21 protein-coding genes are annotated in these 21,276 nt (G+C 68.8%); 7 read left to right on the top strand and 14 right to left on the bottom strand.

The genetic code is table 11. The features are described from left to right. Positions 1 to 18 precede the first annotated feature (18 nt). The 5 genes from ACWEO7_RS21720 to ACWEO7_RS21700 form a co-directional block, all read right to left on the bottom strand. Positions 19 to 225, bottom strand: a complete 207-nt coding sequence (locus ACWEO7_RS21720) for a tautomerase family protein (RefSeq protein WP_452425639.1) — start codon at positions 223 to 225, stop codon at positions 19 to 21. Between the two features lies 1 nt (position 226). Then, positions 227 to 961 carry an SDR family NAD(P)-dependent oxidoreductase gene (locus ACWEO7_RS21715; protein WP_452425637.1) on the bottom strand — a complete coding sequence of 245 codons (735 nt, stop codon included), beginning with the start codon at positions 959 to 961 and terminating at the stop codon, positions 227 to 229. 76 nt (positions 962 to 1,037) lie between these two features. Further along, the gene (locus tag ACWEO7_RS21710) at positions 1,038 to 1,628 is read right to left on the bottom strand and encodes a TetR family transcriptional regulator C-terminal domain-containing protein (RefSeq protein ID WP_452425635.1); all 591 of its coding nucleotides are present in this window, start codon (positions 1,626 to 1,628) and stop codon (positions 1,038 to 1,040) included. Positions 1,629 to 1,681: 53 nt separating this feature from the next. Beyond that, complete coding sequence (locus ACWEO7_RS21705) at positions 1,682 to 2,176, bottom strand: gamma-glutamylcyclotransferase family protein (protein ID WP_452425633.1); 495 nt, start codon at positions 2,174 to 2,176, stop codon at positions 1,682 to 1,684. Positions 2,177 to 2,230: 54 nt separating this feature from the next. Beyond that, positions 2,231 to 3,139 (bottom strand): hydrogen peroxide-inducible genes activator, encoded by a 909-nt coding sequence (locus ACWEO7_RS21700; RefSeq protein WP_450016637.1) that lies wholly within the window; start codon positions 3,137 to 3,139, stop codon positions 2,231 to 2,233. Positions 3,140 to 3,316: 177 nt separating this feature from the next. On the opposite strand from ACWEO7_RS21700, the gene ACWEO7_RS21695 reads away from it, so the two are divergent. From ACWEO7_RS21695 to ACWEO7_RS21685, 3 genes are all read left to right on the top strand, one after another. Further along, on the top strand, positions 3,317 to 3,904 hold the full coding sequence (locus ACWEO7_RS21695) for a peroxiredoxin (RefSeq protein ID WP_452425631.1): 588 nt from the start codon (positions 3,317 to 3,319) through the stop codon (positions 3,902 to 3,904). 101 nt (positions 3,905 to 4,005) lie between these two features. Then, on the top strand, positions 4,006 to 4,545 hold the full coding sequence (locus ACWEO7_RS21690; RefSeq protein WP_039799200.1) for a carboxymuconolactone decarboxylase family protein: 540 nt from the start codon (positions 4,006 to 4,008) through the stop codon (positions 4,543 to 4,545). Positions 4,546 to 4,651: 106 nt separating this feature from the next. Further along, on the top strand, positions 4,652 to 5,326 hold the full coding sequence (locus ACWEO7_RS21685) for a PhzF family phenazine biosynthesis protein (RefSeq protein WP_452425629.1): 675 nt from the start codon (positions 4,652 to 4,654) through the stop codon (positions 5,324 to 5,326). 6 nt (positions 5,327 to 5,332) lie between these two features. Here the strand turns inward: ACWEO7_RS21685 and ACWEO7_RS21680 are convergent, their stop codons facing one another. From ACWEO7_RS21680 to ACWEO7_RS21670, 3 genes are read right to left on the bottom strand one after another with little or no spacing between them, the layout of a single operon-like run. Continuing rightward, positions 5,333 to 6,052 carry an anti-sigma factor gene (locus ACWEO7_RS21680; protein WP_452425627.1) on the bottom strand — a complete coding sequence of 240 codons (720 nt, stop codon included), beginning with the start codon at positions 6,050 to 6,052 and terminating at the stop codon, positions 5,333 to 5,335. Further along, entirely contained in the window at positions 6,045 to 6,752 is a 708-nt protein-coding gene (gene sigK / locus ACWEO7_RS21675; protein ID WP_452425625.1) for an ECF RNA polymerase sigma factor SigK, read from the bottom strand. The genes ACWEO7_RS21680 and sigK overlap by 8 nt, the downstream gene beginning before the upstream one ends. Before the next feature lie 42 nt (positions 6,753 to 6,794). Next, positions 6,795 to 7,469 carry a DUF5134 domain-containing protein gene (locus ACWEO7_RS21670; RefSeq protein ID WP_452425623.1) on the bottom strand — a complete coding sequence of 225 codons (675 nt, stop codon included), beginning with the start codon at positions 7,467 to 7,469 and terminating at the stop codon, positions 6,795 to 6,797. Between the two features lie 360 nt (positions 7,470 to 7,829). Between ACWEO7_RS21670 and ACWEO7_RS21665 the strand changes: the two genes are divergently transcribed. Then, positions 7,830 to 8,333 (top strand): GNAT family N-acetyltransferase, encoded by a 504-nt coding sequence (locus ACWEO7_RS21665; RefSeq protein ID WP_452425622.1) that lies wholly within the window; start codon positions 7,830 to 7,832, stop codon positions 8,331 to 8,333. Positions 8,334 to 8,335: 2 nt separating this feature from the next. Here the strand turns inward: ACWEO7_RS21665 and ACWEO7_RS21660 are convergent, their stop codons facing one another. After that, positions 8,336 to 9,565 (bottom strand): aminotransferase family protein, encoded by a 1,230-nt coding sequence (locus ACWEO7_RS21660; protein WP_452425620.1) that lies wholly within the window; start codon positions 9,563 to 9,565, stop codon positions 8,336 to 8,338. A gap of 215 nt (positions 9,566 to 9,780) precedes the next feature. On the opposite strand from ACWEO7_RS21660, the gene hrpA reads away from it, so the two are divergent. Then, on the top strand, positions 9,781 to 13,881 hold the full coding sequence (hrpA, locus tag ACWEO7_RS21655; RefSeq protein WP_452425618.1) for an ATP-dependent RNA helicase HrpA: 4,101 nt from the start codon (positions 9,781 to 9,783) through the stop codon (positions 13,879 to 13,881). 1 nt (position 13,882) lies between these two features. Here the strand turns inward: hrpA and nrdR are convergent, their stop codons facing one another. The 3 genes from nrdR to ACWEO7_RS21640 all read right to left on the bottom strand — a co-directional run bounded on the left by nrdR (position 13,883) and on the right by ACWEO7_RS21640 (position 16,405). After that, positions 13,883 to 14,353, bottom strand: coding sequence for a transcriptional regulator NrdR (gene nrdR / locus ACWEO7_RS21650; RefSeq protein ID WP_355070293.1), 471 nt, complete (start codon positions 14,351 to 14,353; stop codon positions 13,883 to 13,885). Between the two features lie 206 nt (positions 14,354 to 14,559). Continuing rightward, positions 14,560 to 15,813 carry a hypothetical protein gene (locus ACWEO7_RS21645; RefSeq protein WP_452425616.1) on the bottom strand — a complete coding sequence of 418 codons (1,254 nt, stop codon included), beginning with the start codon at positions 15,811 to 15,813 and terminating at the stop codon, positions 14,560 to 14,562. Positions 15,814 to 15,937: 124 nt separating this feature from the next. Continuing rightward, positions 15,938 to 16,405, bottom strand: a complete 468-nt coding sequence (locus ACWEO7_RS21640) for a hypothetical protein (RefSeq protein WP_452425614.1) — start codon at positions 16,403 to 16,405, stop codon at positions 15,938 to 15,940. 268 nt (positions 16,406 to 16,673) lie between these two features. On the opposite strand from ACWEO7_RS21640, the gene lexA reads away from it, so the two are divergent. Beyond that, a complete protein-coding gene (gene lexA / locus ACWEO7_RS21635) occupies positions 16,674 to 17,402 on the top strand; it encodes a transcriptional repressor LexA (RefSeq protein ID WP_452425612.1) in 729 nt (242 codons plus the stop codon). Positions 17,403 to 17,529: 127 nt separating this feature from the next. Then, positions 17,530 to 19,581, top strand: coding sequence for a glycosyltransferase family 39 protein (locus ACWEO7_RS21630; RefSeq protein ID WP_452425610.1), 2,052 nt, complete (start codon positions 17,530 to 17,532; stop codon positions 19,579 to 19,581). A gap of 57 nt (positions 19,582 to 19,638) precedes the next feature. Here the strand turns inward: ACWEO7_RS21630 and ACWEO7_RS21625 are convergent, their stop codons facing one another. Together ACWEO7_RS21625 and ACWEO7_RS21620 are read right to left on the bottom strand one after the other, a co-directional pair. Beyond that, positions 19,639 to 20,079, bottom strand: a complete 441-nt coding sequence (locus ACWEO7_RS21625) for a hypothetical protein (protein ID WP_452425608.1) — start codon at positions 20,077 to 20,079, stop codon at positions 19,639 to 19,641. 28 nt (positions 20,080 to 20,107) lie between these two features. Further along, positions 20,108 to 20,617 (bottom strand): DUF2231 domain-containing protein, encoded by a 510-nt coding sequence (locus tag ACWEO7_RS21620; RefSeq protein ID WP_452425605.1) that lies wholly within the window; start codon positions 20,615 to 20,617, stop codon positions 20,108 to 20,110. Positions 20,618 to 21,276 lie beyond the last annotated feature (659 nt).

Here is a 21,276-nt window from a genome sequence, read left to right as displayed (position 1 = left end):
CGGCTGGTCCCGGTTGGTTCAGGAGCGCTGCTGCGCGCGCCACTGCTCGACGTCGACTCCGCCGACGCCCCAGTTCGACAGCGCGACCTCGTCGATCACGACGTAGGTGCTCGCGGGCGATTTGCCGAGCACGTCCTGCGGCAGATCGGTGACACCCTTGATCAGCCGCGCCTTCTGCTCGCGGGTCACGCCTTCGTCGGTGACTTTGATGTTCACATAAGGCATTTCAGGCCGCCCTTCCAGAAATGAACCCGCCGTCGACGGGGAGGATGTGTCCGGTGGTGAAGGCCGCGTCGGCGAGATACAAGACCGCGGCCGTCGTTTCGGCGACTTCGCCGATGCGGTTCAACAGCGCGAGTCTGCCCGACGCAGGTTCGTCGCCGTCGCCGAACAGCGGTGTGCGAATGATGCCGGGGGCGACGGCGTTGACCCGGATGCCCTCGGCGGCGAGCTCAGCGGCGAGGCTGGTGGTCAACGCGTGTATGCCGCCCTTGCTCACCAAAGCCGCGGTGGCGGGCAACCCGGCGAGGGCGTGATCGATCAGCACGGTGCCGATGTTCACGATGCTGCCGCCCCTGGCTTGCGTCAGGAACTGCCGCACCACGGCCTGCGTGGTGAAGTAGGTGCCCTTGAGGTTGCCGTTCAGATAGACGTCCAGATCTTGCTCGGTCACCTCGACGAACGGCTTGGCTCCGAAAATGCCCGCGTTGTTGACCAGCACGTCCACGCCACCGAATCGCTCCACCGCGACGCGCACCAGGGTCGCCGCGGTCGTGGCGGCGCCGATATCGCCCGGGACCGCAGCCACACGCTCCGGCGCGCCGAGTGCGGCGGCCACCCGGGTCAGCTTTTCCGCGTCTCGGCCGTTGAGCACCACGTTGTCGCCGCGTTCCACGAACGCCCGTGCGATATCGCGACCGATTCCGCTCGAGGAACCGGTCACGATGACGGTCTTCACCATAGTGATCCTTTCTTCTATACGACCGGTCGTCTTGGAAGGGGTAGCGGAAGACGCCGGACAGGTGCGACCCCTGGAATCAGGGCAGGAAGTAATCGCCCAGCAGGCGATCGAGGCACTTGTGCAGCGGCGCGAGGGTGCGCTCCATCTTCATCCTGATGACCGCCCCTTCCCAGGCTTCGAGCAGGAGATCGGCCAGTTCGACGGCCTCGATGTCGGCACGGATCGTGCCGAGGCGTTGCGCCTGCGTGAGTTGCTCGGCGACCCGATCGCGCCACGCGCGCCAGGCCGCCGACAGCGATTCCCGCAACAGCTCACTGCCTTCCAGCTCGCCCCCGAGATTCGCGATGAGGCACCCGCCGGTGAAATCCGCCGCGACGAAATCGTCCATCAGCCGTCCGAAGAACGCCCGCAAGCCGCTCACCGGGTCCGGCGCCGCGCCGAACGCCTCGGTCAGATTGCGCTGTACGCAGACCGAATGGTGCTCGATGATGGCGCGACCGAAGCTCTCCTTACTGTCGAAGTAGTTGTAGAACGAGCCCTTCGGCACACCGACCTTGTCCAGGATCTGTTTGATCCCCGTGCCGTGGTAACCGTTGGTCAGAAGCCCTGCGGCGCCCTCTTCGACAAGAAGACGCCGGGTGTCCTCGCTGCGTCGCGGTCGTGCCATGCGTTGAATATATGACCGGTCGTCTTCGAATTGCAACAGCCGCACGTACGGCCTCACCCCGGGGGATCCGGCCACCCAGGTCCAGCCGAGCCCGAGAAGCTCGCGGGGTCCTGCCGCCACCGCGCGGACCGGACGGCGAAACGCGCGAGATGCTCGGCGGCGAACCGGTCCCGTTCCCAGTCCGCCGAGTCCGCCGCGACCGTCCAGACGTAGGTCCACACAAAAGCGTTCCGGCCCTCGATGCGCACTTGACGCAGGTCGTACTCGTCGTCCTCGAACGCGTCGAGAATCGTCCACTCCGTCGCGCTGAGACCAGTCAGCACGGCACCGCGGGCGCGCCCGTGCGCCGCGGCGACCAGTCCCGGATACAACCGCCGCGGCAGCGCGGCGGCGCGCCACCCGGTCAGCTCGGCCGGTTCGAGCGACGGCACTCGCCCGAGCAGCGTCGTCAACACCTCGGGGAACTGCAGGGTGCCGTAGACGAACAACGCATGGTCCGATCCGGACAGGCGGCCGAGCCGCCCCTCTCCCAGTGCCGCCGATGCCAACTCGCCTCTCCTCTCACCGGTCTCCACTGTGCCCGGCCGGCGCGTTCGACGCAGCTACATCGGTCGCTGAGCACGGATGATGGCGGCCAGGTATTCGTAATCGTCGGCGCGGGCGCTGGACGTGCGAAAGACCAGGCCGATGGTGCGGCCGGGTGCGGGAGCGGAGAAGTGCGCCACGTCCAACGTGCCGCGCGCGGTCTCCGCCGCGACCGCCATCTGCGGGATCAGCGTGACACCGAGCCCGCCGGCCACGCACTGGACCACGGTGGACAGGGACGCGGCCCTGGTGTCGCCGACGGCGGCGGGATGCACATCGGCCGAGCGGCACGCCTCCAAGGTCTGATCGCGCAAGCAGTGCCCCTCGTCCAGCAGCAGCAGCGGCTGAGCGTCCAGCACCGACGCCGCCAGGTCGCCACGCCCGGCCAGTTCGTGGCCGCGCGGCGTGACCAGCACGAATTCCTCGGAGTACAGCGGAATCTCGACCAGGCCCGGCATCTCGGTGGGGACCGCGAGCAGCGCGACGTCCAGCACGCCGGTGCGCAGCCCGTCCAGCAGCCGGGCGGTCTGGTCCTCGATGATCTGCGGGCGCAGTTCGGGCAGCCGCTTGCGCAATTCCGGCAGCAACCCGGGCAGCACATAGGGGGCGACCGTCGGGATGATACCCATCCGCAGCGTGCCGCCGAGCCCGTCACCGGTGGCCGACGCGACGAAACGGTCGGCGGCCTCCAGCGTCGCCATCGCCTTGGGCAGCAACCGCATCCCGGCGGCGGTCACCAGCACGCGCCGGGTGCTGCGTTCGATCAGCTGGAGCCCGAGCCCATGTTCCAGGGCGGCGAGCGCCTGCGATAGCGTGGGCTGACTCACACCGAGACGGGCAGCCGCGGTGCCGAAATGGCGGTATTCCGCGATCGCCACGAACGCACGCAGCTGTGACAGGGTGGGCTGATAAGTCTGATCAGTCACCCCTATCAGTGTAGTGCGACTGATCACCTTTACCTTTTACCGCCCCTTGGGCAAGATCGCCCATGAGCTTTTCACCCGCGGTGTGAGTGCTGGATCCGAGTCGGTGGCCTGCTTTCACGGCAACGGTTCGGCAATACCGCAGAACACAGTTGGCAATCAAATGACGAGGAGACGAGCATGGCCCTGCTGACCATCGGCGACCAATTCCCGGCATACAACCTCACCGCGGTCATCGGCGGTGACCTGTCGAAGGTCGACGCTCAGCAGCCCGACGACTACTTCACCAGGATCACCAGCGACGACCACGCGGGCAAGTGGCGGATCGTCTTCTTCTGGCCGAAGGACTTCACCTTCGTGTGCCCGACGGAGATCGCCGCGTTCGGCAAGCTCAACGACGAATTCGAGGACCGGGACGCCGTGGTGCTCGGCGCGTCGGTGGACAACGAGTTCGTGCACTTCCAGTGGCGCGCTCAGCACGAGGACCTCAAGGCCCTCCCCTTCCCCATGCTCTCGGACCTCAAGCGGGAACTGGCCGCAGCCACCGGTGTGCTCAACGCCGACGGCGTCGCCGACCGCGCCACCTTCATCGTCGACCCGAACAACGAGGTCCAGTTCGTCTCCGTGACCGCGGGTTCGGTCGGCCGCAACGTCGACGAGGTGCTGCGCGTGCTCGACGCCCTGCAGTCCGACGAGCTGTGCGCCTGCAACTGGAAGAAGGGCGACCCCACGATCAACGCGGGCGAACTCCTGTCCGCCAGCGTCTGAAAACCGCAGTCGCAGCCGGACTTCCGGGTACGTCCCAACCCCACACCATCGAGAACCGACCTGGTCCCGCACGGGATCGCTTCGAGTAGAGGAATCGTCGCATGAGCATTGAGAACCTGAAGAACTCCCTTCCCGAGTACGCCAAGGACCTCAAGCTCAATCTGTCGTCCATCGCGCGCACCACGGTGCTGAACGAACAGCAGTTGTGGGGCACCCTGCTCGCGTCGGCGGCCGCCACCCGGTCGACGACCACGCTGCGCGAGATCGCCGAGGAAGCCGCCGACGTGCTGTCGGCGGAGGCGTACAACGCCGCGCTCGGCGCCGCCTCGATCATGGGCATGAACAACGTGTTCTACCGGGGCAAGGCGTTCCTCGGCGGTCGTTACGACGACTTGCGGGCCGGGCTGCGCATGCAGATCATCGGTACGCCGGGCGTCGATAAGGCCGACTTCGAGCTGTGGTCGTTCGCGGTCTCCTCGATCAACGGTTGCGCGCACTGCCTCGAGGCGCATGAGCACACGTTGCGCGAAGCGGGCGTATCCCGCGAGGTGATCTTCGAATCGCTGCGCGCCGCCGCCATCGTGGCCGGTGTCGGCCAGGCGGTGCAGTCGACCGAGGCCCTCACCGCGGCCGCGATCTGATCTCGCTGGGAAAGAGGCCCCTGTTCTGCGGCGGGGGCCTCTTTCGCGTTCCGTTGTGGTCTGCGCTACAGCTCGCGTCCCCGGCATCCGAGTAGGCTCGGCGACCATGAGCACACAGGTCGATGTGGTGCGAGTGTTCACCGACGCCGCCGGACGGTTCGGCAACGAGCTCGGTATCGCGCGAGCGGCCGACGTGGCCGCGGCCGATCGGCAGGCGCTGGCCGCCAAGGCCGGATACAGCGAGACCGTGGTCGTCGAGGAGCCGGTGGACAGCACCGCCGCGGTGCGGATCTACACCCCCACGATGGAACTTCCGTTCGCCGGGCACCCCTCGGTGGGGACGGCGTGGTGGTTCGCGTCGCAGGGCATTCCGGTGCGGACACTGGACGTCCCCGCGGGCCCGGTGGCCGTGGAGCTCACCGAGGGATTGACTTGGATCACCGCTCGCGGCGAGTGGGCGCCCACGTTCACCTTCCATCAACTGGAGGACGCCGAGGAGCTGGCCACCTTGCGGCCGGAGGAGTTCCCCGGCGGTCCGCATTACCTGTGGGCATGGACCGACGAGCATCGCGCCGCCCTGCGATCGCGCATGTTCGCGCCGACCATGGGCATCGCCGAGGACGAGGCGACCGGAGCCGCGGCCGTGGCGTTGACGGCATTGCTGCGCAAGGGACTGGTCATCACCCAGGGCAAAGGCTCGCAAATGTTCACCCGGTGGGACTCCGACGGCTGGGTGCATCTGGGCGGCCGAGTCGCCGCGGACCAGCCGGTGGAGATCTGACGCCGCTCAGGGCAGGGTCACGCCCACGATCGGATCGCCGCTCGGTGCGTCCGAACCGCCGTCCGGTTCGACGCTCACCGCCAGCACTTCGCCGGACCGGAAGCCGGTGACGAACGGCCGTTCGGCCGACGGCACGTCGCTCAGCAATCCCGCCGAGCGCGGTTGCCCGTCGGAACCGACCAGCCACACCTGATACACCCGGCCCAACGGCGGCGGAGCGACCCGATCGAAGACGACGACCGCGCGTCCGAGTTCGGGTGAGGCGTCGACGACGAGCAGCCCGCCCCCGGCGAACGATCCGTTCACCGTCCGCATGTGCACCCGATCGGCGGCGACCGGGTCCGAGTGGGAGCCGAGGAGCTGCGCGGTCACCACGCTGCCACCGATCACCAGGCACAAGACGGCCGCGAGCGGCGCCACCCAGCGCAGCGAGCGCCGCCACGACGCGATCCGCGTGCTCGACCGCTCGGCGCGCTCGTCGGGCAGCGCGGCCAGGATGCGGCGTTCCAGCTCCGGCGGCGGCGCGAGCTCACCGAGCACGGCCAGCCGCCCCATGACATCACGCACCTGCCACACGGTGTCGGAGAACGCCTGGCGCACCTCCGGGTCAGCGGCCGCCAGACGGGCATCGATGTGCCTGCGTTCGATATCGGCGACCGCGTCCAGCGCGCAGGGGTAGGCAAGGTCGATGAGGTCCGCCTCCGAGCGCGGCGAGGTGTCAACCATCGCTGCCTTCCCCGGACAAACATTGCTCCAATCGTTTCAGCCCGTCGCGGATGCGGGTCTTGATCGTGGGCAGCGGCACCGAGAGACGATCGGCGACCTCCCGGTAGGTCCACCCGCCGTAGTAGGCCAGCACGATCGCTTCGCGCTGCGTGGGGGTCAACCTCTCCAGGCAGCCGGCCACCTGTTGCTCCTCGATGCGCTGGGTGACCGATTCGGCGACGACATCGTGGGCGCGACCGAGCTGCTCATGCGCGTAGACGAGGTCCCGGCTGGTGGCCGAACTCTCCGCGCGAACCCGGTCCACCGCCCGGCGATGGGCGAGCATCATGAGCCAGCCGACCGGACCGGCCAGCGTGGCATCGTAACGATCGGCCATCGACCAGACCTGGAGGTAGACCTCCTGGGTCACCTCCTCCGCGGCGGCATGACTGCGCAGGACTCGCACCGCGAGCCCGAACACCCGCGGACTGGTCAGCTGATAGAACTCGGTGAACGCGCCACGATCGCCCGCGCCGGCGGCGGCGAGCAGCGCCGCGAGCTCACGGCGCGCGCGGGTCGCCCCTGCTCGGTCGTAGCCGGTGGGCAGCGGGCACGCGAGCGCCGGGTCATCGGTTTCCCCGCGCGCACGCGCCGGACCGCCGGAGCGATGGGGTGAAGCAGAACCGTGTTCGTTGCTCGTGGCCGAATCCCGTGCCTGCATGCACAGGGGTTCGGTATGCGCGGGAAACCGGATTGGTCACGGTCAACGAATGATCACGGCCACGAGCATGTAAGCGGTGCCCGCGTCCATCACCACATGCGGCACCGCCGCCCACGGTTTCGCGGGACCGGTGAGGGCGGCGACGCAGCCGCCGGAACGCACCAGCAGCCCCAGCGGCCCCGGCACGTGCGCCCGGGTCCAGCCGGTACAGGCGGTGAAGGTCACCAGAAGCGCGTCGAGCAGGAACAGCACGGCGAGAACGAGCGCCGGTCCGGTGGACGGACCGCCCACATGGCCGGAAGCCGTATGGCCGGACATCGCGTAGAGCATCGCCGCGGCGGCGACGATGTGGTAGCCGAGCGGTACCAGCCGGTCGATCGGCAATGGCCGCCCCTGGGTGGCGTGCTCCACGGCACGGATAGTCAGCAACCCGGCGAACACCACGGCCATCGCCGTCAGCACGCCGCGCACCGCATGCGGGCTCGCGCCCGAGGGAAACACCAGCATGCCGAGCATCACCAGGCACATCACCAGGTGGGCCGCATCGGATTCGGAGTGCCCGGCCGAGGCGTCCGACGGTGGCCGCGTCTGCGCGACGGACCCGGTCGACGACGTCGCGGCCGCCGCCACCCGCGACAGCACGATCCCCGCGGCGATCACGAACGCCGCCACCATCGTCCACCGCAATACGGCATACTCCTGCACGAACTGCGCCACACCCCACCACCTCTCAGCACGGCGACCACGGTCGTCGCCCTTCCATGCTCGCATCCCGGAGCCTTCGGGGTGTCATTTTCAAATCGCGCACATCATGTACGACGCTGAGGGAGCCATACCTCAGCATTCCGATCGCATGCCCTCATTGCCGAGTTCCGGCGTGCGCGTCGCATCGCGGATTCGGTTGAACGACAGTGGTTGCGACGACTTCGCGGCGTCCTCCGCCGTGTCGCGGAGAACGGCTCCGCGCGACGGTCCTTCATTCGAGGCCGCCCGGGGAACGCTCGGGTGCGGCCTCGGCGAGGTGCCGAGTCAGCGGCGGGATGCGGGTGGAACCGAGCGACCCGCCATGATGGAGTCATGCCCCACCAGGCCGGCAACCACGTCACCGAGATCGAGCGCGACGGTCTGCGCATCGTCGTCGACGACCGCACCGGCCCGGAGGTCGCGGCACTGCTCACCGAGCACCTCGCCGAGATGGCCGCGCACTCGCCCGCCGAGAGCATGCACGCGTTGGACCTGGCGGCGCTGCGTCATCCGGACGTCACGTTCTGGACCGCATGGGATGGTGCGGCCCTCGCCGGATGCGCCGCGGTGAAGCGCCTCGACGACGACCACGCCGAGATCAAATCCATGCGCACCGCCGCGACGCATCAACGCCGCGGTATCGCGACCACGCTGCTGCGTCATCTGCTCGCCGAGGCCACCGCGCGCCGCTACCGCAGCCTCAGCCTCGAGACGGGTGCTCATGATTTCTTCCGGCCCGCACGACGGCTCTACGCCGCCCACGGCTTCGCCCTCTGCGCGCCATTCGGTGACTACCGCCCTGATCCGCACAGCGTCTTCATGAGCCGTGACCTCTGACGTCACGCATCGTTCAACGCGCGGGTGAATCCCTCGACGAGCTCGGCGACCTGGTCGTCGGTCATGACGAAGGCCGGGGAGACCTGCATGGCTCCTTGGCCCGCGGCGCGACCGGAGATGCCGTGCGCGCGCAACGTCTTGACCAGTCGCGGCCCTTCGGCGGGATCGGCGAGCTGGATGGCCGCGACGGCGCCGAATCCGCTGCGCACCTCGGCGACCCTGGGGTGTTCGGCGAGCACCGACAGCTGATCGTGCAGGCTGGATTCCAGGCGCAGAGCGGCCGCGAGCAGGTCTTCCCGCTCGACGATGTCGAGATTCGCCAGCGCGGCGGCCGCCGCGCCCGCGTGGCCGCCGTAGGTGTAGCCGTGCCGCCACCAGACGCCGCCGGCGAAGAACGGCTCCGCCACGCGCGGGGCGGCGAATACCGCGCCCATCGGGAGATATCCGGAGGTCAGTCCCTTCGCGGTGGTCATCAGATCGGGTTCCAGCGCGAGCCGGGACGAGGCGAACCACGCTCCGCCGATGCGGCCGAAACCCGTGACCACTTCGTCGGCGACGAACAGGATGTCGTGGTCGCGGCAGATCCGGCGCACCTCGGCGAGGTAACCCGCCGGTGGCGGATACACACCGCCCGCGCCGATGACGGGTTCGCAGAAGAACGCGGCGATCCGCTCGGCGCCGACCTCCTCGATGAGGGCGAGCAGTGCTTTCGCGTCGTCCCATGCCACGGTGCGCGCCGCGGGCATCAGCTCGCCGTAGCCTTCGCGGTTTCCCGGTAGGCCACCGAGCGCGGTGCCGCCCACGTGCATGCCGTGATAGGCCATCCGCCGCCCGACCATGATCGTCTTGCCCGGCTGCCCTAGTTCGTGCCAGTAGCGGCGGGCGAGCTTGGTCGCGGTGTCGACGGAGTCGGAGCCGCCCGAGGTGAAGAAGATCTTGCTCCCGGGGACCGGCGCGAGCCCGGCGAGCCGCTCGGCGAGTTCCTGGGTGGCGGGCTCGGTGATGTCGCCGAAATTGGAGTAGTGCGCGATCGTGCGCAGCTGGGCGGCCACCGCGTCGGCGATCTCGGCGCGCCCGTGGCCCACGTTGGCGAACCACAGGCCCGCGGTGGCGTCCAGGTAGCGGTTGCCCGCCCGGTCGAAGACGTAGGCGCCCTCCCCGCGGGCGACCACGAACGCTCCGTCCCGCTCGACGGCGCCCATGTCGGCGAAGCCATGCCATAGCGCGTTCATGTCTTCCACCTTTACCGGTTCCCCGGCCACGGTCCATACCTCCGAACACCGCGGCCGCTCCGCGAACCGGACGCAAGCACCGCGCGCATCGGCGCTGAACCGCGCATATCCGGGCGGGACACCGCGCCGATCGCACACCTCTGGCTTACTCGGCTACCGGACGCACCGCCTGGTGGAAAAATTCGCTGGCGGATTTCGCTAGGCTGGTCGATGCAATGACCAGGACAGCCGCCACCGATCTCCGCGACCTTCGCACCCGCCTGGCGAATCTCTCCCTTCGCGACGAACACCGGTTGCGGCGCAGGCTCGACAAAGCGCGCGGCGGCGACCTGGGCGAGGTGGAGACCGAGATCACAGCGGCCGAACTGTGCGTCGAAGCGCGGCGCGCCGCGGTGCCGGAGATCCGCTACCCGGAGCAGCTACCGGTCACCGCGCGCCGCGAGGACATCGCCGCGGCCATCGCCGCGCACCAGGTGGTCATCGTCGCGGGCGAGACCGGCTCCGGCAAGACCACCCAGATCCCGAAGATCTGCCTCGAACTCGGCCGCGGCATCCGTGGCACCATCGGGCACACCCAGCCCCGCAGGCTCGCCGCGCGCACCGTAGCCGAGCGCATCGCCGAGGAGCTGGGCACCGAACTCGGCGACGTGGTCGGCTACACGGTGCGGTTCACCGACCACGCCTCCGAAACCACTCTGGTCAAGTTGATGACCGACGGCATCCTGCTCGCGGAGATCCAGCGCGACCGGCTGCTGCGCCGCTACGACACGATCATCATCGATGAGGCGCACGAACGCAGTCTCAACATCGACTTCCTGCTCGGCTACCTCAAACAGCTGCTGCCCCGCAGGCCCGACCTCAAGGTGATCATCACCTCGGCGACCATCGATCCCGAGCTGTTCGCCCGGCATTTCGCGGACGAACAGGGCACGCCAGCACCGATCGTCGAGGTCTCCGGGCGCTCGTACCCGGTGGAGATCCGCTACCGGCCGCTCGCGCTGGAGCTGCCGAGCGCCGCCGAGGACGAAGACGACGAAGACACCCGCATCGTCGACCGGGACCCGGTGGACGCCATCGGTGACGCGGTGACCGAACTGTTCGCCGCGGGCGACGGCGACGTGCTGGTATTCCTGTCCGGCGAACGCGAGATCCGCGACACCGCGGACGCGCTGCGCGATCTGAAGCTGCCGCGCACCGAGATCCTTCCGCTGTACGCCCGGCTGTCCACCGCCGAGCAGCACCGCGTGTTCGCCCCGCACACCGGCCGCCGGGTGGTGCTCGCGACGAACGTCGCGGAGACCTCGCTCACGGTGCCGGGGATCCGATACGTCGTCGACCCGGGCACCGCGCGGATCTCGCGCTATTCCATGCGCACCAAAGTGCAACGGCTGCCGATCGAACCAGTGTCCCAGGCATCGGCGCGGCAGCGATCCGGACGTTGCGGTCGCGTCGCCGACGGCATCTGCATCCGCCTGTATTCGGAAGACGACTTCGAATCCCGGCCCACCTTCACCGATCCGGAGATCCTGCGCACCAACCTCGCCGCGGTGATCCTGCAGATGACCGCGCTCGGCCTCGGTGACATCGAGAACTTCCCGTTCGTGGAGGCGCCGGACCGCCGCGCCATCCGCGACGGCGTCGCCCTGCTCGAGGAGCTCGGCGCCCTCGCGCGGCGGGACGGCGGGGCCAGAGCGAGTGGCGACGACGCCGCACTGTCGCTGACGCCGATCGGCCGCGAGATGGCCCAGCTCCCCGTCGATCCCAGGATGGCGCGGATGCTGGTGGAGGCGCAGCGCACCGGGTGCCTGGCCGACGTGCTGGTCATCGTCGCGGCGCTGTCGATCCAGGACGTCCGCGAGCGGCCCGCCGATCAGCAGCAGGCCGCCGACGCCAAGCACGCGCGGTTCACCGTCGACGGCTCCGATTTCCTGGCCTACCTGCGACTGTGGGAATATCTCGGCGGACAGCGCAAGTCGTTGTCGTCCAATCAGTTCCGCCGTCTGTGCCGGGAGGAGTTCCTGCACTACCTGCGGATCCGGGAGTGGCAGGATCTGCACGGGCAGCTGCGCACCATCACCAGGGGCCTCGGCTGGTCGACGCGCGCGGAGCACGCGGAGGACGGCGCGAAACCGGACCGAACCGAAGCGGCGGCACCGGATCGCAAGTCCGGCAACGGGTCACGCAGGGGTCGCGGTGGCGACTTACGCGCGGGCTCCGAACGTGGCAGGTCCGCCACCGCGGCCATCGTGGACGACGGACTCCCCTGGGATGCCACATCCATCCATCAGGCGCTGCTGGCGGGCATGCTGTCGCACATCGGCGTCCGCGAGGCCGAAACCCGGGAGTTCCTCGGCGCCCGCAACGCCAAGTTCATGATCTTCCCCGGTTCGTCGCTGGCCAAGAAGCCGCCCCGCTGGGTGATGGCCGCCGAACTGGTCGAGACCTCACGGCTGTGGGGCCGGATGGCCGCGAAGATCGAGCCCGAATGGGCCGAGCGACTGGCGGGCGACCTCGTCAAGCGCACCTACTCCGAACCACACTGGTCGGCCAAGCGAGGCGCGGCGCGCGCCTACGAACGCGTGACGTTGTACGGCATCCCACTGGTCACCGGCAGGCCCGTGGATTACGGCCGCATCGACCCGGAGCTGTCACGCGAGTTGTTCATCCGCCATGCCCTGGTGCAGGGCGAGTGGCAGACCCGGCACGAGTTCTTCCACCGCAATCGCGCGCTGCTGGACGATGTCGCCGACCTGGAGCACCGCGCCCGCCGCCGCGACATCCTGGTCGACGACGAGGTGCTGTTCGAGTTCTACGACAAGCGCCTGCCTGCCGACATCGTGTCGGTGCGGCACTTCGACAGCTGGTGGCGCGCCGCAGGCCGGGAGGACCCGGCGCAGCTGGACTTCTCCACCGCCACCGTGGTCAACGAGGGCGCGGCCGCGCTGGACCCGGCGGCGTTCCCCGACTCCTGGCGGCAGGGCGAACTCAGTTTCCCGCTCTCCTACCAGTTCGAACCGGGCAACGAGGACGACGGCGTCACCGTGCGTATACCGGTGGAACAGCTCGCCCACGTTCGCGCCGTCGGTTTCGACTGGCTGGTGCCGGGCATGCGCGACGAACTGGCCGCCGCCCTGATCAAGACGTTGCCGAAGGCCTTGCGGCGCAGCGTTGTTCCCGCCCCCGATTTCGCGACCGCCGCCTTGGCGGCGCTCACCCCCCGTGCGGAGCCGCTGCGCGCCGGGCTGGCGCGCGAGCTGTCCCGGCTGGGTTCGGTTCCGATCGCCCCCACCGACTTCGACATCGCCGCGCTGCCCGACCACCTGCGCATGACCTTCGCGGCCGTCGGCGGCGACGGGGCCACGCTCGCGCGCGGCAAGAGCCTCGCCGCGCTGAAAACGCAGCTGGCCGAACAGGTCTCCGCCTCGGTCGCCCGGGCCACCGCGGGCGCGGAACGCCCTCCGGCCACGGTGTGGACCTCCGAATCGCTCGGCACCATCGCGCCGACGGTGCGGCGCGAGGTGGCGGGCCAGACCGTCACCGGATATCCCGCGCTCGTCGCCGAAGAGGACGGCGTGGCGCTCCGGGTTCTCAGCTCCCCCGCCGAGCAGGCCGCCGCCATGCGCCTCGGCACCAGAGCGTTGCTGCTGCACGCACTGCCGACGTCGGTCCGCTCCGCCACCGCGGGCCTGTCGCCCGCGGACCGCCTCGCCCTGAGTCAGAATCCGTACGGCTCGCTGGAGGCGCTGCTCGAGGACTGCCGCGCGGCCGCCGCCGACGAACTGCTCGCGGCCGCGGGCGGGCCGGTGCACGACCCGGCGGAATTCGACGCGCTCGTCGCCCGGATCCGGCCCGACTTCGCCGCTACCGTCGCTCGTTTCGTTCGCCTGGTCGTGCCGATCCTCGCCGGCGCACACCAAGTCTCAGCGGCGCTGGAGCGAACGAGCGAGCGCGACATCGCCGATGACGTCCGTCATCAGCTCGACAACCTGGTGTTCCGCGGCTTCGTCTCCGAGACGGGCGCGACGAGGCTGCGTGAGCTGCCCCGTTATCTCCAGGCCGCGGTGGCGCGACTGGAGGCGCTGCCCGGCTCCGCCGTTCGCGATCGGCAGGGCATGGCCGAACTCGATCGGGCGCTGGCCGCCTACGAGCGCCTGGTCGCGTCGCTACCGGAGAACCGCAAGCATGCGCCCGCGGTCACCGAGATCTGGTGGATGATCGAGGAATTCCGGGTCAGCCTGTTCGCGCAGAAGCTCGGCACCCCATTTCCGGTGTCGGCCAAGCGAATCGAGAAGGCGATCGCCGCTGTGCGACGCTGAGTCAGTCGGCGGCCGACAACGCTTCCGCACGCGCCCTGCGCATCTCCCTGATCTCGCGTTCGAAGTCGTCGGCCGAGGTGAACGATCGGTAGACCGAGGCGAAGCGCAGGTAGGCCACCTCGTCCAGATCCCGCAGCGGGCCGAGAATGGCCAAGCCCACCTCGTGACTGGGCACCTCGGGAGAACCCTTCGCCCGCACCGCGTCTTCCACCTGCTGGGCGAGCAGGTTCAGCGCGTCGTCATCGACCTCACGGCCTTGGCAGGCCCGGCGCACACCCCGGATGACCTTCTCACGGCTGAACGGCTCGGTGACGCCGCTACGCTTGACCACCGACAGAATGGCCGTCTCCACCGTGGTGAACCGCCGCCCACATTGCGGGCAGGCGCGACGGCGACGGATGGCCGCGCCTTCGTCGGCCTCGCGCGAATCCACCACCCGAGAGTCGGGGTGTCGGCAGTACGGGCAATGCATCCGAGAAATCCTTCGTCGATGCGCGTGCTCGCGTCCGGACCGAGCACCGATCGCGGCGATCGGTCCGGCGAGCCCGTGTACAGAGGTCTATACCCCGGCACCAGGTATTCCTCGTGCGACACGCGGAATACCTGCATAACACTTCGAGGATACCCGTCCGAGTTTCCGGTTTGTCGCACTCACCCCGGCTATCGGACGCTGCTCGGTTATCCGGAGATCTGCCAGTGCGCGGTCAGGTCCGCGAGCAGCTCCGGTAAGCGGGCGGCCAGGCGACCGCGCGCCAGCTTGTTCCAGAACGCCTCGCCGAGGACGGCGCCGGCCGAGACAGGATCGGTCTCCATATCGATGTGGCGGGGCACCAGGTCACCGGTGATGTAGTTCCATCGGGTGTCGCGGTCGGCCCAGTTGAAGCCGGGCAACGGGACGCGCAGCGCGAGGCCGCGGCCTCCGACTTCGGCGCTCACCACCGTCGGGGCGAACACGCCTGGCGCGCGAACGCCCGGGACAGCGGGTTTACCCGCGATGGTGCTGACATAGGTGAGCACGCGGCCGATCGGCGCACGACCCGCCGACGTCTCATCCCACTGGTCGGCCACGACGTGGTTCTGCTCCCGATCGGTCATCCGGACCAGCGCGTCGATGTAGCCGTCCCGGGCGCCCGAGTCGATCGACCGCCAAGCGGCGTGGATGTCGTCGTCCAGCACACCGGCCGCGTACATCTCGTCGATTCCGCGCATGCCGAGCGCGACGTAGGCCTCGTGCATCGGCACCAGATCCGTGAAGATGTGCTTCTGCATGATCATCAGGCGTGTCTGGTACCAGGCGACGTCCGCCGCGGTCAGCCGAGAACCCTCGGTAGCGAACAGCCGGATGTCCTCCGGCAGCGCAGCCGCCAGTTCCGGTGGCGTGGCGCGCAGGAGATCGGCGACCGTGTCGCCGAGTCGATGGATGCCGGGCAAGTCCAGGAAGACGCCCGCATCGCTCATGTCGAAGAATCCGGAGGCGAACGATCCGCCCGCGATGCCGGCGAGTCCCGCCCAGAAGAACTCCGGGTGCTGGGTGGCCAGCCGCAGATAGTTGACGTACACCTGATTGAAAGTGCGTTCGTTCGGGCGCGGGCCCCGACCGGGATCCCAGGCCGCCAGGTCGATGTCGGCGTTGCGGGTGGCGACCACCAGCCAGTACTGGTGCAGCAGCGTCGCGTATCTGCGCGGCGGCACTCCGTCGGCCCGTGCCTGCCGCAACGCCTCCGCTAGGTCGAATTCGCTCAGTGGGAGCAGCGGATCGAGTCCACCCGGCCCCGCACCGTCGCCATTGACGGACGGGAGATCGAGATACGCCGCGTAGGCGGGCTCCGCCCTGGCGATGGCTGCCGCGCCGAGCCCGAAGACCAGGCAGAAGGACAAGGCGGCAAGGCGGGTGAAGACGCGAACCGAGCGCCCTGCGGTAAGGAGTGTCATGTGCTGAGAAGTCCCGACATCGTTCGGGCGGCGTCGCCCGGATCATGTTTTCAGCACGGTAGCAACACGTTCTAGTTTTCGATCAACAATTCCGGCCGCCCAGGGTGGCCGATTTCCCTTGCGCTCAGCGCGAATTGCCGTCCATCGGCACGCTCGGGCCATCCACCACGGCCGGCACCGGCCGGCCGGACCCACCGCCCCATTCACCCGCGCGCACATGTGACAAAGCGATCAAGCCCACCACCGTCGAAGCGGTGAGCAGGGCGGCGACGGCGAGGGCGGCGAACCCGATCTGCGCCTGCTCGACCCGGCGCATGGGATGTTCGCCACGAGGACGACGCCGCGCGAAAGTGCTTACGCTTCGGTCATAAGCGAGCATGCCCGTACCGGGACGCGCGCCGGGTGGGCGCCGATCGACCGCTGATCGATGCGCGGGCGTCAGCGTGCGCGGGCGCGCACCGCCGCACAGCAGCCGCCGAGCAGTCTCGTACCCGAGATCATCCTGCGCCGGGGCCGGATCGGCGACGCGGCGCTCGGCTTCGGCCTCCGCCGCAGCGATCGAAGGGGTGACATGGCTGATCGCAGTGCTCATCGGACAAACCTCCGTAGTGGGTGCTCCGTTGCCGGTCGAGCCGTTCGAACACGCGTTCCGCGCTCATTCGCTCACATGTTCGAAGAACTGGTGTTCGATTTCTACCACGCCGCGACGACAAAGTCAGCAGGAACACCCGACATGCGTCGAACAGATGTTTGATCCAGCGGCGCTACCGGACTAGATTCGAAGGACCGAAGACACGACAGGCCGAGAAGACACATGCCGGGCGCGGACCGGCCTGGCACAGCAGGAAAGGGCGGTTGCGGTGAGGCAGACGGACGACACGGGTGACGAGACCGAGAGCGGCGCCGACGCGGCGGGTAGCGGGGCGGATCTCACCGTGCGTCAGCGCAAAGTGCTCGAGGTGATCCGCACCTCGGTGAGCGAGCGCGGCTACCCGCCGAGCATCCGGGAGATCGGTGACGCCGTCGGCCTCACGTCCACCTCGTCGGTCGCCCATCAGCTGCGCGCCCTGGAACGCAAGGGCTACCTGCGCCGGGACCCGAATCGCCCGCGTGCCGTGGACGTCAGGGGCCTGGACGAAGTGGTGCGGTCGGTGACCAGCTTGCCGGTCGCCGCGGTCGACGACGGTGAGATCAGCGTCGACGTCGATCGTCCCGTCCCCACCTTCGTTCCGGTGCTCGGCCGCATCGCCGCCGGTGGCCCGATCCTGGCCGAGCAGGCCGTGGAGGACGTCTTCCCGCTGCCGCGCGAGCTGGTCGGCGACGGTTCGCTGTTCCTGCTGAAGGTCGTCGGTCAATCCATGATCGACGCGGCGATCTGCGACGGCGACTGGGTGGTGGTGCGGCAGCAGAACGTCGCCGAGAACGGCGACATCGTCGCGGCGATGATCGACGGTGAGGCCACGGTGAAGACCTTCAAGCGCACCGGCAAGGACGTCTGGCTGATGCCGCACAACCCGGTCTTCGAGCCGATCCCCGGCAACGACGCCCAGATCCTGGGCAAGGTCGTCACGGTCATCCGCAAGATCTGACGGCCACGGCGCGACGATCCACCGGCCGGCCGCCCGCGTGCCCGTCGGCCGGTGAACGTCCGGTACTCACAGCTGATTGCCAGGATGCGCGCAGGAGATTCACCAGGACGCTTGCGAGACTCCTGCGGTGACAGCGATCCCCGCCGAGGCCACCCTGCCCGATGCGAATCCGATTGCCACCCGTCCCGAGCGGGGCGGATTACCGCCCGCGCGGCTATGGGAGCGCGCAGGGCTGGCGGCATTGCTGCTCGGGACAGCGGCCGCGTACTTGTGGCACATCACGGTCAACGGCATGGGCAACGGCTTCTACGCCGCGGCGGCCTGGTCGGGTGCGCGGGACTGGAAAGCGGTGCTGTTCGGTTCTCTCGACCCGGGCAACTTCATCACGGTGGACAAGCCGCCGGTGTCGCAATGGGTGATGGGTGTTTCGGGGCAGCTGTTCGGATTCGGCAGCGCGAGCATGCTGGTGCCGCAGGCGCTGATGGCTGTCGCCGCGGTGGCATTGATGTACGCGATGGTCGCCGGGGCGACGACCAGCCGGGCCGCCGGACTGCTCGCCGGAGCCGCGCTGGCGGCAACGCCGGTGGTGGCGTTGATGTTCCGGTTCAACAATCCGGATGCCGTGATGGTGCTGCTGATGACCGCGGGCGCGTACTGCACGCTTCGGTCGGCGCGGCAGGCGAGCGCGCGCTGGCTGATGCTGGCGGGCGTCGCGCTCGGGTTCGCGTTCCTGGCGAAGATGCTCGAAGGTCTCATGGTGTTGCCCGCCTTGGCGCTCACCTATCTGATCGTCGCGCCGACCTCGGTGCGAAACCGGTTGCTGCACTTGTCGGCCGCCGCGGCGGCACTGGTCGTCTCGTCCGGCTGGTATGTGCTGCTGACGGTGCTGTGGCCCGCCACGGCGCGGCCGTACCTGGCAGGCTCGACGGACAACACGTTCATGGATCTGGTGCTGGGCTACAACGGGTTCGCTCGCTTCCTGGGACAGAACCACCACGGCGGCAATAGATTCGCGCTGCCTCCGGGGTACGAGATGCCTGCCTCCGCCGGGCACACCGGCGGCGGGTTCGGCGGCTTCAGCGGACCAGGCCCGGCTCGCCTGTTCACCGGTGAGATCGGTTTCGAGATCTCCTGGCTGCTTCCGGCCGCCCTGCTCGCCTTCGCACTGGTGCTCGTCTCCCGTCGGGGTGCGCCACGAACGGACCCGGTGCGTGCGGCCGCGCTGGCGTTCGGGCTGTGGCTGGTCGTCGACGGCGTCGCGTTCACCGTGATGCGCGGCGGTATGCACGCCTACTACACGTTGACAATCGGTCCGGCCGTGGCCGGGATGTTCGCGGTCGGGGTGGCCGAGGCGTGGCGGCGCCGGTCGGAGGCGTTCGGTCGCGTCGGCGCCGCCGCACTGGTGCTGACGTCGGGACTGTGGGCGTTCGTCCTGCTGAACCGCAATCCCGGGTGGCTGCCGCCGCTGCGCTGGACGCTCATGGCGATCTCGCTGGCGGTGGCGCTCGGACTGGTCGCCGCCGCGTTCCCGGCCGGGGCGCGACGGGTGCGAGCCAGGGCCGTATCGGTGCTCGTCGCCGTGGGCGTGCTCGCCGGGATCGGCGGAACGACAGCATACGCCGCGGCCACTCTGCCGCAGGCGCACACGGGAGGCAGTCCTACCGTGGGCCCGGCACGGCCCACGACGGCGGATCCGTCGAACGACATACGCCGCGAGGTCACCGCGTTCGTCGACGGGGAGGTCGAACCCCAACTCGCCACGCTGTTGCGCGACACCGCCACCCCCTGGTCGGCTGCCGTGGACCGGTCCTCGGTCGCCGCGTCGCTGGAACTCGCCACCCACACCTCGGTCATCGCGATCGGCGGCTTCACTTCCGACGATCCGGTGCCCACCCTCGACGAGTTCCAGACCATGGTGCGCACCCATCAGGTGACGTACTACCTCGCGCAGGAGGTGCGGCTGCCCGATTCGTGGCGGGTGCGCGACCAGGCCGCCGGGGCCGGCCGGACCGACGCCCCGGACAACGGATGGTGGCGGCCGGCCGGGCACAAAGACATCGCCGATTGGGTGTCGGCGCACTACAGCGCGGTACACATCGGCAACGTCGCGGTCTACGACCTCACCGCCCCGGCCTGCGACAGTGCACAACCCTCGCCGCCCGCGGCCTGCGCGAAATGACTGGGCACTCCGGCCGCCGCGGCCACCCACCGGTGGTGCTCGTCCGGGGACGAGAGGTCAGCTGCCGACGCCGAGCGCGGTGAGGAACACCAGCACGACGGTCGTCACGGCGAAGACGCCGTGAGCCGCGACGACGGCAACGGGAAAGTGCCCTTCGGGCGGTTCGGCCGTTCCCGCGGCGGAGCGGCGTTCGACCGTTCCCGCGGCGGAACGCGCTCGATAGGCGGGAATCCAGCGCACCAACATCGTGAATCCGAGTAGCGCGACCGGGATCAGCAGCACGAAGGCGGTCCATGCCCACGCCGTGTTGTCGACGACGAGGTACACGATCCACACGATCAGTCCGGCCACGGCGAGCAGGAAGTGCCCGAACAACACCGGCGCGGGCAGCTGGGTCGAATTCGGCTGACGCGTGCCGCCCTTGGCGATCCAGGTGCCGAGCAGGAAGAAACCGCCGCCCGCGGTGAGCAGCCAGAAGATCAATGCGGCGATGCCCATGGTGTGCCTCCTGACGTTGGGAAGGGATTCAGCGCGTGAAGCCGCTCGCCTGGGTGGCCTCGTCGGCGACACGTACGCCGTACCGGTAGGCGAGCTTGCCCCCGAGATACCCCGACATCGCCAATGCCACCAGGGCCGCCACCGACAGCGCCAAGGGCCCGGCCGGAACCGCGCGTGCGGTGTCTGCGCCCCGCCGCCAGACGAAACCGACCGCGTAGGCGACGGTCACCAGCAGATTGAGGGTCAGGTGCAGCAAGCCGGTGCGGAAGGCGGGCGTACCGGTCGGAATCGCGAGCAGGTCGAGGAACCCGATCGTCGCGGCGGCCAAGGCGCCGAGCACGCCGATCGCGATCAGCCACAACGACCCCTTGACCAGGAACTCCGAATCGTCCACCACTCGGGACGCGAGGTCGAACACCAGACTGGCGACCCATGCGCCGATCGGGACGGTGACCAGGATCGGATGGAAAGGGTGCCCGTACGGGCCGGCCAGCGCGGCGCTCACCGGCCGCTTCGCCTGCCGCGGATCCTCGGTCATGGCGCACCTCCATCGAGGTCGATCGCCTTCGCATCCGCCGACCGGCCGCGGGGCCGAGGCTCGGCCACGGTCCGCCGAGTCATTTCATTCCGCCCGCGCAGATGGCCGGCGGATTCCACTCTCGTGTCTACGGGAATATCGCATCGAATACGGTAGGCCACAAAGTGGATGTACCACCGTACGGAAATTGCACACCTCGTTCGGAAAAGCCGCACCCATCGCCTCGACGCAGAATTGTCGGACGCTTGCACAACTGCGGTTTTCCGGCTTGTGGGACGGCTACTACATCATCGGAAGCATCGGCATCGGCATGCCCGGGAACATACTGTTCCACATGTCGCGAATCATCCCCATCATCTGATCCAACACTGTAGTTCACCTCCCTTCGGGTGAGATCCGGAACACGGATCAGCCCGTCGGGCACGATGGCGGAGGACGCGCCGACACACCGGATGAATCATCCGGGAATAGTTCGGAGTTTCGCCGGACGACTATCGGTGAAATACACGTGTCGCTCCCCGAGATCGGGCTCGACAGCTATATACAGGATACGCGCACCTAGGTGCAATGCCGCTCACATAGGCTGGTCGGGCTGGTGTCAACTGGTGTTGATGGTGACGTCGATCTCAATCTTGTAGGTGTTTCGGTCGATGTCGCCC

This window comes from Nocardia sp. NPDC004260, assembly GCF_053603155.1.
Note: the sequence above shows the minus strand (reverse complement) of the source record. Positions and strands in the feature narration are given on the sequence as shown.

Bases quoted from the DNA above. Each gene is read 5' to 3' on its own strand.
- ACWEO7_RS21620 (WP_452425605.1), bottom strand. From the start codon at position 20,617: ATGACCGAGGATCCGCGGCAGGCGAAGCGGCCGGTGAGCGCCGCGCTG.
- ACWEO7_RS21680 (WP_452425627.1), bottom strand. From the start codon at position 6,052: ATGGTTGACACCTCGCCGCGCTCGGAGGCGGACCTCATCGACCTTGCC.
- ACWEO7_RS21685 (WP_452425629.1), top strand. From the start codon at position 4,652: ATGAGCACACAGGTCGATGTGGTGCGAGTGTTCACCGACGCCGCCGGA.
- ACWEO7_RS21690 (WP_039799200.1), top strand. From the start codon at position 4,006: ATGAGCATTGAGAACCTGAAGAACTCCCTTCCCGAGTACGCCAAGGAC.
- ACWEO7_RS21710 (WP_452425635.1), bottom strand. From the start codon at position 1,628: ATGGCACGACCGCGACGCAGCGAGGACACCCGGCGTCTTCTTGTCGAA.
- ACWEO7_RS21645 (WP_452425616.1), bottom strand. From the start codon at position 15,813: ATGACACTCCTTACCGCAGGGCGCTCGGTTCGCGTCTTCACCCGCCTT.
- hrpA (WP_452425618.1), top strand. From the start codon at position 9,781: ATGACCAGGACAGCCGCCACCGATCTCCGCGACCTTCGCACCCGCCTG.
- ACWEO7_RS21720 (WP_452425639.1), bottom strand. From the start codon at position 225: ATGCCTTATGTGAACATCAAAGTCACCGACGAAGGCGTGACCCGCGAG.
- ACWEO7_RS21695 (WP_452425631.1), top strand. From the start codon at position 3,317: ATGGCCCTGCTGACCATCGGCGACCAATTCCCGGCATACAACCTCACC.
- sigK (WP_452425625.1), bottom strand. From the start codon at position 6,752: ATGCAGGCACGGGATTCGGCCACGAGCAACGAACACGGTTCTGCTTCA.
- ACWEO7_RS21665 (WP_452425622.1), top strand. From the start codon at position 7,830: ATGCCCCACCAGGCCGGCAACCACGTCACCGAGATCGAGCGCGACGGT.
- ACWEO7_RS21715 (WP_452425637.1), bottom strand. From the start codon at position 961: ATGGTGAAGACCGTCATCGTGACCGGTTCCTCGAGCGGAATCGGTCGC.
- ACWEO7_RS21660 (WP_452425620.1), bottom strand. From the start codon at position 9,565: ATGAACGCGCTATGGCATGGCTTCGCCGACATGGGCGCCGTCGAGCGG.
- ACWEO7_RS21625 (WP_452425608.1), bottom strand. From the start codon at position 20,079: ATGGGCATCGCCGCATTGATCTTCTGGCTGCTCACCGCGGGCGGCGGT.
- nrdR (WP_355070293.1), bottom strand. From the start codon at position 14,353: ATGCATTGCCCGTACTGCCGACACCCCGACTCTCGGGTGGTGGATTCG.
- ACWEO7_RS21640 (WP_452425614.1), bottom strand. From the start codon at position 16,405: ATGAGCACTGCGATCAGCCATGTCACCCCTTCGATCGCTGCGGCGGAG.